This is a genomic window from Candidatus Neomarinimicrobiota bacterium (assembly GCA_018651745.1).
Classification (GTDB): domain Bacteria; phylum Fidelibacterota; class Marinisomatia; order Marinisomatales; family TCS55; genus JAAZYX01.
Map to the genome: position 1 here is coordinate 34969 of JABIDL010000026.1, position 15514 is coordinate 50482.

Genomic DNA, 15514 nt, shown 5'->3' on the forward strand with positions numbered 1-15514 from the left:
TAGTTTCTCTCCTATTTTTGAGTCAGCACAACATTCATGCGCCGACCTTCTAAATCTGTCTGTTTTTCTATTTCCGAAATATCTTCTAGCATTTGAACTACACGTTCAAGAATGTCCATCCCAAGATCAACTCGAGATAATTCTCTTCCACGGAACATAATTGTGACCTTTAATTTATTACCTTCCAGCAAAAATTTCCTTCCTTGATTTACTTTTGTCATCAAGTCATTTTCACTGATAGCAGGGCGGATTCTAATCTCTTTTATTTTTATGATATGTTGCTTCTTTTTACTCTGGTGAGCCTTTTTCTTTTGCTCATATTTCAATTTCCCATAATTCAGAAGTTTACAGACAGGAGGGTTGGTATTTCCACCAACCTGGACCAAGTCAAGATTTACATCTTCTGCCTTTTCAATCGCTTCTTCAATGGAAACAACACCTAATTGTTCTCCGGTTTCACTTATCAGTCTAACCTCTTTTGACTGAATAGCCTCGTTTATTCGCAACTCTTTTTTCTTACTGATACAATGGTCTCCTTTCATTGATTTCTTGTTTCAAATCTTTTATTAATGCATTGAATTCGATTGATCCCTTATCCCCAATTAATCTTCTTCTAACAGAAACTGTCTCAGATTGGGATTCTTTTTCGCCAATTATTAGCATCACATTTATTTTTTGCAATTCGGCATGGCGAATTTTAGTTCCTATTTTATCCGGTCTTTTATCAAGGGTCACTCGAAATCCTTCAGATTTAAATGATTTCATTACTTTCTTGGCATATAAATCAGCTTTTTCTGACACGGTTAGAATAGTCACCTGTATTGGCGCAAGCCACAGTGGAAAGTCACCTTTATAATGTTCAATTAAAAAACCAATGAACCGTTCGTGTGTGCTTAAAGGTGCCCGATGAATGCATAAAGGTGTTTGATCTTTACCGTCCGAATCGATATAGGTGAGACCAAATCGTTCGGGAATTGCAAAATCTACCTGATTGGTTGCCAAGGTAAATTCTTTTCCAATTGCGCTCCAAACTTGGACATCTATTTTGGGACCATAAAAAGCTGATTCGCCTGGAACTTCTATAAAATTGATTTCACCGTCAGCCAATGCTTCTTTTACTAAATTTTCTGTTTTAACCCATAATGCCGGGTCATTGACATATTTTTTTCCTAAACCTTCTTCGTTATGAAGACTTAATCTCATTTCATATTTTTCAATCCCAAAAATGTCAAAATATTTTAAATAAAGATTACACACGGCTAAAAACTCATCTTTAAATTGATTTTCGGTGCAATATATATGGGCATCATTCATTTGCATACTCCTAACGCGCATCAATCCAAATAATTGCCCGGATTTTTCATATCTGTAACAAGTTCCATATTCGGAAAACCGCACAGGCAAATCCTTATAACTACGCTGTTCAGATGCAAATACTTTATGATGATGTGGGCAATTCATCGGTTTAACATAATAGTCGGTTCCGTCCACATTCATCGCAGGATACATATTTTCTTTATAATGTTCCAAATGACCGGATTTTTCGTACAAAGTTCCTTTGGTCAAATGTGGTGTTCTAATTCTATCATAACCCGCTACGGTTTCTACCTCTTTTGCAAGTTTTTCCAATTCGTCTATTATGGCAGTGCCATTTGGAAGCCAAAGTGGCAATCCCGGTCCAATTTCTTCATCAAATGTAAAAAGTTTTAATTCTTTTCCTATTTTTCGATGATCTCGTTTTTTCGCTTCCTCTAAAAAGGCTAAATATTCATTTAATTGTTTCTTTGTGCTGAAAGCGGTTCCGTAAATGCGCTGTAGCATTTTATTATTCTCATCACCTCGCCAATATGCGCCTGAAGTATCAAGTAATTTAAAATATTTTATCCTGCCGGTTGAAGGAGCATGCGGCCCACGACATAGGTCAAAAAATTCTCCCTGAGTGTATATAGAAACTTTTTCATCCTCAGGTAATTCGTCGAGGATTTCCACTTTATAAGGTTCATTCATTTCCGAAAATATCTTAATTGCTTCTGTACGACTGAGTTCTTTTCTTGTTATAGTTAAGTTCTTTTTAGAAATTTCGTGCATCTTGGCTTCAATTTTAGGAAGATCGCTTTCTGAAAAATCCTCCTCAAAATCAATGTCATAATAAAATCGGTTCTCTATGGTTGGACCAATGGATAATTTCGCATTGGGATATAACTCCATGACAGCCTGTGCTAATAGATGCGCTGCACTATGAAGAAGTACTTCGTGTCCGGCCTCACTCTCGCCTTTGATCACTACAAAATCAACATCTTTGTCAATCGGGATGGATAAATCAATTAATGCACCATTTACTTCAGCTACAACAGCAGCTATTGCCAACCCCGGTCCTATGGATTCGCAGATTTGCATTCCCGTTGTCCCAGACGGGAAAGTTTTTGTGGTTTTATCGGGCAATGTTATGGTGATGTCACTCATGGGTAAAAAATTCGGATGAATAGTTACAAAATAATGTCAAAATAAATGAACGGACTTAGGTGCAAGTTCACTGAGAACAATAAATGTTGTGATATGTTGATAATATTACCATCTTAAATTTCGTGTGGGCGATACTGGACTTGAACCAGTGACCTCTTGCATGTCAAGCAAGCACTCTAACCACCTGAGCTAATCGCCCTAATGAATTCGTTTCGATAACAATAGAATATGGTGTCGAAAAATTCGGTGGAATCTATAATAAATTTGAATTCTGCGTAATTGATTTTCAAAAGAAAATTAACATTAATTTGGAATAGAAAACGTTCCGTTATATGCTACTTGATTAGATAAAATACTCATCGCTTTTTGTACAACAACATCATTTTTTAATGATTCTCGAATGCGAGATTCTGTCCCACCGAATAAACCCGCAAATTCTAGAAATAATCCTCTTTCCAATTCATTAAGTTCATTATTAAAAAGAGCATTTTCGGATTCAATTATTACTTCCTCCGCCTTGGTAAAAGCAAAATGCAATTTCGAATTACCTTCAGTATAATCTTCTAGTTTTTTCCACGCATCACGAAATTGATTTTCACCAGGCAATGCCACATCTACCTCTTGTTCTTCAATAAAAGTATGAAATTTTATGAGCAAACTTTCATCATTTACAACTTGGTCAAATGATCTATAAAGATGTTTATGTTTTTGAGCATATGAAAAGAAAATGCCTTTGCGCAAACACTCTTGGGTAAGGGGTGGAAGTTCTTCAGAATCAACTTCGTGATCAGGATGAATTCCTCCTCCACCCTTAACTGCTCTTCCGCCTTTTGTAGAAAATATACTATCTTCCTCGGCGATTTGTATCACAATATCTTCATCCACATAATCCGATTTTTGTATCAGGCGACCGCTTGGGATATAATATTTTGCGGTTGTTATTTTTAAAGATCTTGTCGGATCTAAGGAAAACACAGATTGCACCAATCCTTTTCCAAAAGATGATTGACCAATGATAATTCCCCGATCTAAATCTTGAAAAGCACCTGCTACAATTTCACTTGCGGATGCACTCCCTTCATTAATCAGAATAGCAATTTTTATATTTCTCGATACCGAAATCGGGCGACGAGCGTGATACGTTTTGTTTGATGCTTTCGTCCTTCCCCTTGTGGTAAGAAGCAATTCACCTTTTGGAATGAAAATATCCATAATATCAATCGCAGCTGCGAGTAATCCTCCGGGGTTATCTCTAAGATCTAAAATAATTTCAGAAACATCTTCTTTTTCCAACGAACGCAAAGCTTGTTGAATTTCTGTCGGAGCATTTTTAGAAAAGCGTGTCAGTCTGATGTACCCAGTAGATTCATTTAACATCCCCGAATAGGAAACATTTTTTACATGAATATCTTCACGGGTTAAAGCAAATTCTAACGGATGATCAGATCCGTATCGCTCGATTGTTAGAACAACAACCGATCCTTTGATTCCACGAATTAATTTTGCCGCATCGTCTAAGGAAAGTTCTATTGCAATGTTATCATCAATTTTGGTTATGATATCGCCGCTGATAATGCCGGATCTTTTTGCAGGAGAATCGTCAAATGGGGCAATAACTGTCAGTTGGTCACTGCGTCGACTCAGTTGAATTCCAACACCTCCATATTGGCCCTTAGACAACAATTCAATTCCATCTCTTTCATTTTCTTCTAAATAAACGGTATATGGGTCTAATTCTGATAGCAGATTTCGAAGAGTAGCGCTTGTATAAACATCGGTATCAAGTTGATCTACATAATTGGTTAAAAGGTATTTATAGGCCTCATTAATCAACCTTTGGGATTTAGCAATTTTTCGATAGAGGTCTGAGCTGGTAAATGCAACGGAAATAATAGCAATAAACGCAATTCCACCGGCAAGGATTTTAAATGACTTTTTGGATTTCATAACGTCTTCTAACCTACAATATTTCTTCGGTTTATTTCCTCTATAATTTTTTGATGAATTTCTTCTACTGAATCATATCCATTCATCACAATAATTCTATTTGATTCCTTTTCAGCGAGAGACATATAGACTTCTCTCACTTTCGCCTGGAACTCAACCCCTCCCTCTTCAATTCTATCTGAATCAGTTTGTTTTCTCCTTGCGGCCTCTTCGGGTAAAATATCAACAAAAAAAGTGATATTGGGTACCAACCTTTCCGTTGCAAACTGATTTAATTTATGTAACCACGATATATCTATGCCCCTACCGCCTCCTTGATAAGCAACAGTTGAATCAATATAGCGATCCGCAATTACACATTTCCCTGATTCTAAATTTGGAACAATGGTCTCGTCTGTTAATTGTGCTCTGCTAGCCACCATAAGTAACACTTCAGTTCTATCCGTTAGTTCTCGGCGGTCTGTGCTAAGGAGCACTTGGCGAATTTCTTCAGAAATGGTTGTGCCACCGGGTTCACGGACCAGAATTGTGTTTTTGCCGCAACCATTCAAATATTCCAATAATAGCTTCGCTTGGGTACTTTTGCCACATCCGTCAATACCCTCAAAGGTGATAAAAATCCCTTTAGACGAAATAGACATTCTTATCATCCTTCCCAATCAATAATGTAAACTCTCCCTTTGGCTTTTTCTGATTAAAATGAGATTTGAGTTCAGAAACGGTTCCTCGAATAATTTCTTCGTGCATTTTTGTCATTTCTCTCGCGGCTACAGCCGGTCTATTTCCAAGTATTTCTTCAATGTCGCCTAAGGTACGAAGCATTCGATGAGGACTTTCATAAAAAATTAATGTTCCTTGGTAATCTTTTACTTTTTTCAATCTTGCTTTCCGTCCCTTTTTTGAAGGCAAAAACCCCTCAAAAAGAAATCGATCAGTCGGCAGTCCGGAAACCACCAAACCGGCGATTGCGGCTGAAGCGCCAGGAATAGTTTCAATCGTACAATGGTCATCAATCGCCGCCCGAATTAATTTATATGCGGGATCGCTGATACCAGGAGTGCCGGCATCGGTGACTAGAGCAATCGAATTTCCATCGTTCAGTGTATTCAATAATTTTGGAATTCGAGTAAATTTATTGTGTTCGTAATAACTTACAGTCGGCACAGAAATAGAATAATGATTCAATAATTTTCGCGTATGCCTCGTATCTTCTGCAGCGACAAGCGATACAGATCCCAAAACTTCAACCGCGCGAAAAGAAATATCTCCTAGATTTCCAATTGGTGTAGCAACGATGTATAAAATTCCCTTTGATCCTGTAGGGTTCACAACTTTCCCAATGCTCGGGAAATCATGTCAATTCCCTGATCAATTTCTTCTGAAGAAATATTTAAATGCGGTCTAAATCGGATAGTTTTTTCCCCAGAACCAAGCACAATTGCTCCTTCTGTTTGGATTAATCCGGTAAGTTTATCTCTATCTTCAGATGAATTACAATCGAAAGCACGAAATAATCCAATCCCCCTTGACCCTGATATTTTATCGGTATGTGTATTTTCTAATACTTCAAGTTTTGCCTGAAGAAAATTTCCCATTTCATGTGCATTTTGAACAAGATTTTCATTTTCAATAATATCAAGGTATAATTTGAAGCGCACCATATCTGTCAAGTTTCCTCCCCAAGTGGAATTAAGTCTACTGGATTCTTTAAAAACATGGTCATCAATTCGATCAAGCCTTTTTCCTGCAAAAATTCCGCAAACTTGCGTCTTTTTTCCAAAACTAATAATGTCGGGTTGAGCATCATCACCAAAATGTTGATGGCACCACATTTTCCCTGTAATTGCAATTCCGGTTTGTACTTCATCATAAATCAACAAAAAATCATTTTCATTAGCTAAAGTCTTGAGTGATTTAAAAAAATCCGGCCGATAATGGTTATCTCCTCCTTCACCCTGAATGGGTTCGATTATTAAACAGGCAACTTCATCCGCAGATTCTTTCAATACAGATTTGATTTCGTCCAATGCTTTGACTTCTTTTGCTTCAATGGTTGCATTTGACTCATTAGAAAGTGGAAAATCGATATGGGGATTTGAAATTCTGGGCCAATCAAATTTGGGGAAATAATTTGTTTTTCTCTTATCATGAGAATCAGTGAGACTAAGCGTATATCCCGATCTTCCATGAAAACATTGTTCAAAATGAATCACCTTTGATCCAAGTGTAGATTTTCCATTGATTCGATTTAGTTTTGATTTCCAATCAAAAGCAGTTTTCAAAGCATTCTCCACCGCAAGTGCACCGCCTTCAATATAAAATGCATATGGTAGATATTCCGGCTGAGCAACGTGTGCCATGGTTGTAACAAAATCAGCCATTTGTGTGGAATAGATATCAGAATTGGTCGGTTTATTTAATGCAGCGGTTGCGAGGTATTCTTTATGATCCAGTACATACGGATGATTGTAACCGACCGACATGGATGCAAACATTGAAAAAAGATCTAAATATTCTTTTCCGTCTCGTGCGTCAACCACCCAAGAACCATGGCTTTTTTCGAGATCAACGATCGGGTCCATCCCGTCTGCAAGCATATGATTTCCAATTGCTTCGCGTACGTTTTGCGGTGCTGAAATTTTTGCCATGTGGATTCCTATTCTTGTATATCGAATGTAATGCCTTGGGCCAGCGGTAAATCACTTCCCCAATTGATGGTATTCGTTTGCCGTCTCATATATTGTTTCCATGAATCCGATCCGGATTCTCTGCCTCCGCCGGTTTCTTTTTCACCACCAAATGCTCCACCAATTTCAGCGCCGGAAGTTCCAATATTGATATTAGCAATGCCACAATCGCTTCCGACCGATGATAGAAATTTTTCTGCATTTTGAATATTCATTGTAAACATGGATGAAGAAAGCCCCTGAGGAACATCGTTATGGATCTCAATCGCTTCGTCCAAAGTTTTATATTTGATGATATATAGAATAGGTGCGAATGTTTCTTCTTGAACAATATCCCAAGAATTTTCAGCTCTCACAATGGTAGGTTCAACGAAATAGCCATTCCCTTCAATGGTTTTACCACCATAAATAATTTCACCACCGGATTCCTGCACTTTTTCTAAGGCATGTGAAAAATCTGCGACGGCAGTCTCATTTACCAAAGGACCCATAAGTGTTCCTTCTTTAATAGGATCGCCAATATTGACTTGCTTGTAAGCATTTACCAAACGATTAACCAATTCGTCATAACAAGATTCCTGAACGATAATGCGTCTTGTGCTCGTGCAGCGCTGACCAGCTGTTCCGACTGCGCCAAATGCAATGGCAGGAATCACCATGTTCATATCTGCTGTTTCATCAATGATAATGGCGTTGTTTCCACCTAATTCAAGAATGGTATTCCCAAAACGTTTTGCCACGGATTCACTTACATGCCGTCCCATATTCGTTGAGCCAGTAAAGGAAACTAATGGTATTCGTGGATCGTGAAGCAATTTTTCGCCAACTATAGAACCTTTCCCGATAAGCAGATTAAAAATGCCTTTATATCCATTTTTATCAAGGACTTCATTGCAAATATGCTGAACAGCCACGGCGCATAGTGGTGTGGATGAGGATGGTTTCCAAATGACTGTGTCTCCCGCAATAGCTGCTATGAAAGCATTCCAGGCCCAAACTGCAACCGGAAAATTAAATGCAGATATAACGGCTACGGGACCCATTGGCTGCCATTGTTCATACATTCTATGATCCAGGCGTTCAGAATGCATAGTTTTCCCGTACAGCATTCTAGACTGTCCGACGGCAAAATCGGCAATATCAATCATTTCCTGTACTTCCCCATCACCTTCTTGTTTGATTTTTCCCATCTCCATGGATACGAGCGTTCCAAGTGCATCTTTCTTTTCCCTTAATGCATCGCCCATTTCCCGAACCAATTGTCCTCGAATGGGAGCTGGAACGGTTCGCCATTGTTTAAATGCTGCAACTGAATCAGAAATAACCGTTTCAACTTCGGTTTCGTTTGCCTGAGAAACTGTCCCCAATACATCACTATTCGCGGGATTAATTGAGGTTAAAATGTTATTCGGATCGGATTTAGACCACTTTCCATTTCCAAAGCAAGTTCCCGAGTTCAATTTTTCTATACCAAGTTCTTTTAAAATATCCATGATTTGTTTTAATAATTTATTATCTAAAAATGAGCGCTAAATCTAATCACATTATATGAAATAATGCACGTTGAAAGATCATCTAATTCCTCAAACAAAGCTGGTTACACAACCGGGCAAGCCCAAGCATGGGTATGATTGGTTTCGAATTCAGGGATAGTTTCAGAACATGAATCAATACCAAACTTGCATCGAGGATGAAACCTGCATCCAGAAGGATAATCCTGCGGTGACGGAACCGTACCAGGAATCGATTCAAAATTCCCATCGGAAGTTTTATTTAACAAAGAAACACTCATCAACGCCTGGGTGTAAGGATGTTTCGGATTTGAAAAAATATTTTCCACTCTTCCGGATTCAATGATTTTTGCGGCATACATGACTATTATTTTATGTGCAAATTCCCTGAGTAATACCAAATCATGTGTAATGAATAAAATGGATAAGCTGGACGATTGATGTAATTCTCTTAAAAGATCTAAAATCTGGGCTTGAATTGTGACATCTAAGGCAGTTGTGGGTTCGTCAGCAATCAGTAAATCTGGCTCTTGCGCTAATGCAATAGCTATCAGAACCCGTTGTTGCATTCCACCGGAAAATTCATGCGGATATTGATGGTATCGTTTTTCAGGGTTATCAATACCTACTTTTTCCAACAAAGCAATAACCTTGTCTTTTTTACTCCTACCCACTTCCTTACTTTTAATTCCTTCTAAAATTTGCTTCCCGATTTTCATTACCGGATTTAAACTTGTGAGAGGATCTTGAAAAATCATTGCTGTTCTGCGCGGAAGGATCGGTGCTTCAAAATTTATCAGCGCCTGTTTTGAGGATAATCCTGCCAAAGCAAGCGCAAGTTGGGATTTACCGCATCCTGATTCACCAACCAATCCAACGATTTCTCCCGGCCTAATATTAAAAGAAACCCGATCCACTACCGGAACCGGGTTTCCATCAATCTTATACTGAATCGTTATATTACTAACATCTAAAAGATGATCATATGACATCTTCATTCACTGGCGGTTTTCGATTCGAAAATGCATCGTACCCTAAAATAATTATCATGATTGCCAGTACCCAAAATGAAGCATTGAAATATTCCGCAGAGGAATATTTTATCAAATCTACAAATCTGCCGATAAGAAGCGAGATTCGCCCCATTACTGCAAACCCAAAAGATGCACCAAAACTAATCATAAGAAAATAAATACCCACTTTGGATGCTTTCCCCAATATTCCTTTATGTTCTTTTGAAAAATAAAAATAAAGAAGTCCCGTAATGGTACCGACTAAAATCACAATACTGTTAAAGATTGATGGTGAGGTCAAACTGAAGAACGGCAAATTTGGGTCAGAAAAACTTGCTGCGGTTCCTTTGATTTGTCCAATCACATTCGAATTCAAATACCCATATGCACGCAAACCGGCAGCCATTCCAACTGTGTACGCGATACCCCACCTTGCGAACCAACTGATTTTGGGAATAAGGCTTAAGAGCATCATGATACCTAACGCAAATGGAACTAGATAGATTAAATGCATATCATGCCCTTTATCAATTCCGCCGGCAGGAAAAACTGACGTGGAAATCCAACTCAATCCATTATAGAACTTGTACCATAATGATTCACCGCTGAATTCTTTTGTGGGCCATAGACGTCCAAATAAATTCGGTTGGATCTGTGTCCAAAAAAAGATGGCTGTCCAATAACCGGCCGAAATGCCAACAAATAAATGTTCAGCAATTTTATAAAAAGGATTATCCTTATATAAGTAGGAGAAGATTCCCAGTGTGAGGAAAACTGCAATCCATCCTCCAAATATGGCTGTGCTGCTCATAATTCTATCTCCTTAATATTTTCTAAAACGCTTACGCTCAATGAAATAAGCTGCATTCCCTAAGATGATAAATAAAACAATAACAAGATGTGCAACTGATTGTGCGTCCATACCGCTTGTTGCGCTGCCCTTTTGCCCGATTAATGCTTCATATTCTGCGGCTCCGGGCATGCCTGCCAACACACCTTTCATTTGTCCTGCTTGCACATATGGCATTACCTCGTTCACTTGGATTGACGTAACCCCGGAACTCATCGGAACACCGGTTGGATCTGCGGCATATTGAACCCACTCAATCGTTCCTGGATACCCAGCGGATGACGAAAACAAGAAAGCGAAATCTCTGAAGTTTGTAATCCCGTCCATTAAGGGAATTTCATCAATCTTGGTTTGATACACGTCCACCGTGTACAGTTTACGGATGTTGCTTACAATTCCTTTGACAACCGCTTCGTTTCCCGGGCGAAATCCAAGAAAGACATAATCTACTCCATACACCTTGCCAAATTCTTCATCGGCCACTTGCTTAAGTGCATCTTGTGCCATGAACTGACCATCTGGCCAAAGACAGGTAACAAACACCTTATGACCATTCCTGAAGAAATGCCTCAGAATACTGATGGTCATTGGATGATTTTCCGGTTTGGTGCTGGGACTATATTCAACTGAAAGCAATACATTTGAATTTTCCGGTAATGCTTCAATTGCGTCGTACACTACTTGGGTGGTTTCTGTCGGTCTGATTGGCATACCAATAGGATTTAGAATTGGAATTATCACAACGATGGCCAGAACTAGAAAAATCCAACGACGATCTACTTGCCCAAATTTTAAAATAAAATTTTCAATTGTTCTCATATTTATTCTCCAATATAAGATTTTTCAATCCCGAGGATATAGCGGATTGAAGTGGCGAAAATTCCCAAGCCAATGCCGATCATGATTGCGCGGGTACCGGCAACATTCGGATAATAATAAATCCATTCTTGAATGATTGGAAGATAGAAAATTCCCGGTTGATCCAAAGGCCATCCTGTCATTATCCCGGCGACGGTTACTACTGCTAATCCGATTCCAACGACGCCAAACGTAATCATTTTATCTTTCTTCCAGGAATTCACACCTATACCCAATGCCAACACGATAATATACATGATGAACCAAGAGGAAATGACACTGCCGATGGGAACGCGGCCGACCATGATAATGATTCCCGAAACCAGCAAAAGTGATGCTTCAAAATTTCGAATGCGGAAAGCACGGTAAGAAGCAGACGCCACAAAAAATGCCAATAGAGAAAACATCGTTGCTGACAACGGCGTGAACATAAAATCAAACATCCATTTGAATAATGTTCCTTCCGTGGTTACATGAGCGCCCCAAACTGCTACAGAATCATCTACACCTTTGATGAAAAATCCTGCTGTTATAGCAAACAAAAAACCAAAAATAGCCACAACACTATACGGCCATCCTTTTTTCCTACGCGCTATTTTTTGCAGCTGCAGTTTAATAAGATTCATCGCGCCGAGGATAATGGCAAAACTCGCTAATATATCATACCATTGCGTTGCATCATCATTGACAAACGCCTCAATAGACGGTTCCTCTACAAACCATCCAAAAAGAGTTATCGCGCCAACCAAGGCAACAATGAGAATAGGTATTTGTCTTTTCCAAATCATGCCGTTCTCCTACTGAACTGTTAAAATAGATTGAATTGAAGGTAAAGATCTTTGTGAAGATCCCCATGATTCCATAAAATAATTTGAATCAACTATTGAACTCACAAAATTCTTTTCCGCCAGTGTATAGTAAACTCTCTCTTTTTTAAATCCAGTGAATCCAGAAGAAAGCAATGAATCCTGTTCAAATATTTCAAGTTCTTTCCATAATGACTTTCCATATTTAATTTTACTATTATGCCAAAAATCATCATCATTATTTAATTCTGAATAATTATTAAGAGCGTAGTTTAGGTTTGTTTTTTTCTCTTTATAATCAAAACCAAGTTGTCTCCAATATTTATTTCCTGTTTCTAACGCAAAATTGAGTTTTCGATTTATTCCGATATCAAAATATTCTAAATTTCCATACATAAGTAAAATACTTGAATCAGGAATATTTATTGTATTATTAGCCCATTGATACTTCATTAAATCACTTATTTTATTCCATTGTTTAACATTTAAAGTATCACTTTTTGAATTATTGTTAATTTTTAAATCCATCCATTCTTTTGAAGATGAAAGCTCAAATAGATTTCCGATAAATAAAATAAGCGATAAAATTGTTGTAGCAATAACACCAGCTTTCACCATGTCCTGCCCTCTCACACCGCCAATCAGTTCTGGCTTTTGCGAAAGGTATGCGCTGGCGGCAAAGAATTCTTCACCGATGAGGGTATAATCACATGCCGTAACAAAGAATGGAATCTGCGCTTGCGAAGCTGTTCCGGCAATTTGAATGGCACCGATTGAATTTCCTGTTTCCGCCAAGATTAAAGATTCCGCATAAAATTTTCCCATATACAAACAGGCAGCCGGTTTTTCACGAACCATAATTCCGTTAACGCCGGCCGCATAGGCAAATTGGTCATCTGTCAAATAATGCACCATATCTTCGTGAAACATGTCCGGACGGCCTTCCATCATATAAGATTCTCTACATGCTTCCCGTGCGGCTTTCATAACAATAGATCTTGACACTGGAACATTAAGAGAAGTTTCATATCGTGCAGTCATTTTTGAAACATGACCTAAAACGATCACGCCTGCAACTGTTTCCACTTGATCCATATCCATAATTCCCGGTACAAATAAAACAGGCTTTCCCATTTCTGTAGATCTACCAACAGCTTCTTCAACTGCTTTCAATCCGGGAATGGGACGTAAATAAAATTCTTCTCCGCGTTCTGCCATGCGAATATTATAGAGTAATGTTGCTCCAATTACGACAATAGCAATAAACATTACAATTCTATTTGGATTGAAAAGCGGATGCCCCGCAGACCAATAGACTAGGAACGCAAAAGTCAACCCTCCGGTTATCATCCAAAATTGTTTATCCTTCACTCGCTTCTCCTTCCATTTCGGAATTTACTTTATCCAGACGTTCAATTTCTGATAAAAGAAATTCTACCGTATCCGGTTCTTCAAAAAGTTCTGCGGCTCGATAATAACCATCCGCTTTTATAAAAGAATTTACAATCGGGCCAAAAAATACCATAGCATGACTGCCAAGCAATGCTAATGGTTTTGTCATTTCCAGAAAAAAAATAGCCGGTGTTACAAATCCCGAACGCTGGATTCGTTTAGCCAATCTTGTGATGAATTCTTTATCGGGATTGGATAAAGATATTGGATTAGGAGTCAATGGATTGGGATTGGAAGTTTGGATCATTAAGGCTGCCTTTTAATAAAATTAATTTTCTTTTCCATCGTCTTTATCCTAATCCATTTTCCATTTTAGTCTGTTTCAACCATTTCCAAATTTGCCCGGGGAATTTCAACATTTTCTCCATCAATTTCAATGATAGCAACCCGCACCATAGTTTCGGATTCCATTTTTCTCAAATCAGCAGGAAGGTCTATGACTTTTCCCATTCTTCCAAAATAAGGAGCGCGAATAACACGAACAAGGCTTCCGGCCTGGATTCCTTCGGACGCATTGGCATCTTTGTGATCACCCTTTAGTTGATCTTTTGTTAACGGAACAACAATTTCAGGGCGAATGACACCGGCACGAATTTGCGTTGCGCCATTAACAGAAGCAAATTTTCCGCGATGTTCCTTTAATAAATCAAATGTTTGCGAACCCATTCGGATTTTTCCATATCCTTCGGTTAGGATTAGCGATGTAACCAAATCTTCCGAACCCGTAATGGCAACACCGAGGGTATATCCTAAAATATCTTCTAAATCGAAATAATTAAATCCGCCGACAACGACTCCTGCCACTTTCATTTGAATCGCTTTTTTGTACGCGTTTAAACTTATAAAAGAACCGCCAACAATAATTTTGCCTTCTAATTCTGATGTGATCATTTCTTCAGTGATTTCATCTTCTCGAGTACCTGTTACTATTTCAAGATTTCCTCTGCTTTCCCCGCCGATTCCAAAAATTCCCTGAATAAATACACCTTCAGATTCAATGATAACGCCTTCTTCCGGAAGGACTTTTTTAATGGTTCCGCTCATGTATGCGTCAATTTCAACGGGAATGGGCGCTTCGCGAATCACGACCTGTCCCGTGGTATCAGAAATCACTTCTATGGTCCCATCGACAGGAGCGATTACATTGGATTTGAATAAACCGAATATTCCTTTTGTTTCAGCAATCATTTCATCTTTACTGACTGCCGTGCCTTCTTTTACAATCATTGCTTCTTTTACATCATCCGCATCAATATTTAATTGGTTAGCAACATTGACCATTTGGACATTTCCGGGTAAATCCGTTTTTGCTACAATATCATCGGGTGTAACATTTGAACCTTCTTTAACTGTTACCGTGCCTTTTAAAGGCAAACGTCTCTCTTTATCGATCTTCGTTTCGTGTAAAACTTTGAGTCCGGGTGTGTATGCGTGGGCCATAAATTCAGTAGATTAGATTAGGAGTCAATAGATTCGGATTAGGATTGGGAGTCTGGATCATTTAGGCGACTTCTCCATAATCTGATATTTCTTCACTTATTTGATTCATTGCCGATTGTGATAATTTTGTCAGCATTTTAACAATGGATAATAATAATTCTTTACCATCAACAATTTCATTTTCATTTAATAAGTTTTTCACGACGATCACATCTAGGCAGGATGCACATTCCAAAGCAGATGCCCTTGCAATTTCAAAATAACGTTTTCTATCCTTTGGATAAGATTTACCATTTCCTTCCGCTATATTTAATGGCACAGAAATTGACGCTCTATCCAATTGATCTGCTACATTTTTGTTTTTCCTAATTGGTTTCCAAAATGAATTCAACCATTCAATAAACTGAAGTGAAAATTGATAAACCTCTAATTTCTCATGATTAAAATATATTTTCTTTTCCATATTCTTTATCCTAATCCTTATCCT

14 protein-coding genes, 1 tRNA gene and 1 pseudogene are annotated in these 15514 nt (G+C 38.3%); all 16 read right to left on the reverse strand.

Annotation, left to right across the window (positions count from 1 at the left end; all coding sequences use genetic code 11):
* Nucleotides 1-11: 11 nt before the first annotated feature.
* The 16 genes and pseudogenes from HOD97_04495 to HOD97_04570 all read right to left on the reverse strand — a co-directional run bounded on the left by HOD97_04495 (nucleotide 12) and on the right by HOD97_04570 (nucleotide 15490).
* Nucleotides 12-542, reverse strand: coding sequence for a translation initiation factor IF-3 (locus tag HOD97_04495; protein MBT4280859.1), 531 nt, complete (start codon nucleotides 540-542; stop codon nucleotides 12-14).
* Nucleotides 517-2463 (reverse strand): threonine--tRNA ligase, encoded by a 1947-nt coding sequence (gene thrS / locus HOD97_04500; protein MBT4280860.1) that lies wholly within the window; start codon nucleotides 2461-2463, stop codon nucleotides 517-519. Before thrS ends, HOD97_04495 begins: the two co-directional genes overlap by 26 nt.
* Nucleotides 2464-2588: 125 nt before the next feature.
* Nucleotides 2589-2662, reverse strand: a tRNA-Val gene (locus HOD97_04505).
* 104 nt (nucleotides 2663-2766) lie between these two features.
* Entirely contained in the window at nucleotides 2767-4410 is a 1644-nt protein-coding gene (locus HOD97_04510) for a S41 family peptidase (protein ID MBT4280861.1), read from the reverse strand.
* An 8-nt stretch (nucleotides 4411-4418) separates the two neighbouring features.
* Nucleotides 4419-5045 carry a dTMP kinase gene (gene tmk / locus HOD97_04515; GenBank protein MBT4280862.1) on the reverse strand — a complete coding sequence of 209 codons (627 nt, stop codon included), beginning with the start codon at nucleotides 5043-5045 and terminating at the stop codon, nucleotides 4419-4421.
* Nucleotides 5035-5715, reverse strand: a complete 681-nt coding sequence (gene rsmI, locus HOD97_04520) for a 16S rRNA (cytidine(1402)-2'-O)-methyltransferase (GenBank protein ID MBT4280863.1) — start codon at nucleotides 5713-5715, stop codon at nucleotides 5035-5037. The genes tmk and rsmI overlap by 11 nt, the downstream gene beginning before the upstream one ends.
* 20 nt (nucleotides 5716-5735) lie before the next feature.
* Complete coding sequence (locus tag HOD97_04525) at nucleotides 5736-7058, reverse strand: L-lysine 6-transaminase (GenBank protein ID MBT4280864.1); 1323 nt, start codon at nucleotides 7056-7058, stop codon at nucleotides 5736-5738.
* An 8-nt stretch (nucleotides 7059-7066) separates the two neighbouring features.
* The gene (locus tag HOD97_04530) at nucleotides 7067-8590 is read right to left on the reverse strand and encodes an aldehyde dehydrogenase family protein (protein MBT4280865.1); all 1524 of its coding nucleotides are present in this window, start codon (nucleotides 8588-8590) and stop codon (nucleotides 7067-7069) included.
* Between the two features lie 104 nt (nucleotides 8591-8694).
* Nucleotides 8695-9606: an ABC transporter ATP-binding protein gene (locus tag HOD97_04535; GenBank protein MBT4280866.1), complete on the reverse strand. Its 912-nt coding sequence runs from the start codon at nucleotides 9604-9606 to the stop codon at nucleotides 8695-8697.
* Between the two features lie 118 nt (nucleotides 9607-9724).
* A pseudogene (locus HOD97_04540) lies at nucleotides 9725-10432 on the reverse strand (hypothetical protein).
* A gap of 12 nt (nucleotides 10433-10444) precedes the next feature.
* Nucleotides 10445-11290, reverse strand: coding sequence for a hypothetical protein (locus HOD97_04545; GenBank protein MBT4280867.1), 846 nt, complete (start codon nucleotides 11288-11290; stop codon nucleotides 10445-10447).
* A 2-nt stretch (nucleotides 11291-11292) separates the two neighbouring features.
* Nucleotides 11293-12117, reverse strand: a complete 825-nt coding sequence (locus HOD97_04550) for a hypothetical protein (GenBank protein MBT4280868.1) — start codon at nucleotides 12115-12117, stop codon at nucleotides 11293-11295.
* Between the two features lie 9 nt (nucleotides 12118-12126).
* Nucleotides 12127-13506, reverse strand: a complete 1380-nt coding sequence (locus HOD97_04555; protein MBT4280869.1) for a hypothetical protein — start codon at nucleotides 13504-13506, stop codon at nucleotides 12127-12129.
* On the reverse strand, nucleotides 13496-13834 hold the full coding sequence (locus HOD97_04560) for a hypothetical protein (GenBank protein ID MBT4280870.1): 339 nt from the start codon (nucleotides 13832-13834) through the stop codon (nucleotides 13496-13498). The genes HOD97_04555 and HOD97_04560 overlap by 11 nt, the downstream gene beginning before the upstream one ends.
* Nucleotides 13835-13899: 65 nt before the next feature.
* Nucleotides 13900-15027 carry a hypothetical protein gene (locus HOD97_04565; GenBank protein ID MBT4280871.1) on the reverse strand — a complete coding sequence of 376 codons (1128 nt, stop codon included), beginning with the start codon at nucleotides 15025-15027 and terminating at the stop codon, nucleotides 13900-13902.
* A 61-nt stretch (nucleotides 15028-15088) separates the two neighbouring features.
* On the reverse strand, nucleotides 15089-15490 hold the full coding sequence (locus tag HOD97_04570) for a four helix bundle protein (GenBank protein MBT4280872.1): 402 nt from the start codon (nucleotides 15488-15490) through the stop codon (nucleotides 15089-15091).
* Between the last annotated feature and the right edge of the window lie 24 nt (nucleotides 15491-15514).

Excerpts from the sequence above, each read along its gene's own strand:
- HOD97_04495 (MBT4280859.1), bottom strand. The coding sequence starts at position 542 with ATGAAAGGAGACCATTGTATCAGTAAGAAAAAAGAGTTGCGAATAAAC.
- thrS (MBT4280860.1), bottom strand. The coding sequence starts at position 2,463 with ATGAGTGACATCACCATAACATTGCCCGATAAAACCACAAAAACTTTC.
- HOD97_04510 (MBT4280861.1), bottom strand. The coding sequence starts at position 4,410 with ATGAAATCCAAAAAGTCATTTAAAATCCTTGCCGGTGGAATTGCGTTT.
- HOD97_04525 (MBT4280864.1), bottom strand. The coding sequence starts at position 7,058 with ATGGCAAAAATTTCAGCACCGCAAAACGTACGCGAAGCAATTGGAAAT.
- HOD97_04530 (MBT4280865.1), bottom strand. The coding sequence starts at position 8,590 with ATGGATATTTTAAAAGAACTTGGTATAGAAAAATTGAACTCGGGAACT.
- HOD97_04535 (MBT4280866.1), bottom strand. The coding sequence starts at position 9,606 with ATGAAGATGTCATATGATCATCTTTTAGATGTTAGTAATATAACGATT.
- HOD97_04545 (MBT4280867.1), bottom strand. The coding sequence starts at position 11,290 with ATGAGAACAATTGAAAATTTTATTTTAAAATTTGGGCAAGTAGATCGT.
- HOD97_04550 (MBT4280868.1), bottom strand. The coding sequence starts at position 12,117 with ATGATTTGGAAAAGACAAATACCTATTCTCATTGTTGCCTTGGTTGGC.
- HOD97_04560 (MBT4280870.1), bottom strand. The coding sequence starts at position 13,834 with ATGATCCAAACTTCCAATCCCAATCCATTGACTCCTAATCCAATATCT.
- HOD97_04565 (MBT4280871.1), bottom strand. The coding sequence starts at position 15,027 with ATGGCCCACGCATACACACCCGGACTCAAAGTTTTACACGAAACGAAG.
- HOD97_04570 (MBT4280872.1), bottom strand. The coding sequence starts at position 15,490 with ATGGAAAAGAAAATATATTTTAATCATGAGAAATTAGAGGTTTATCAA.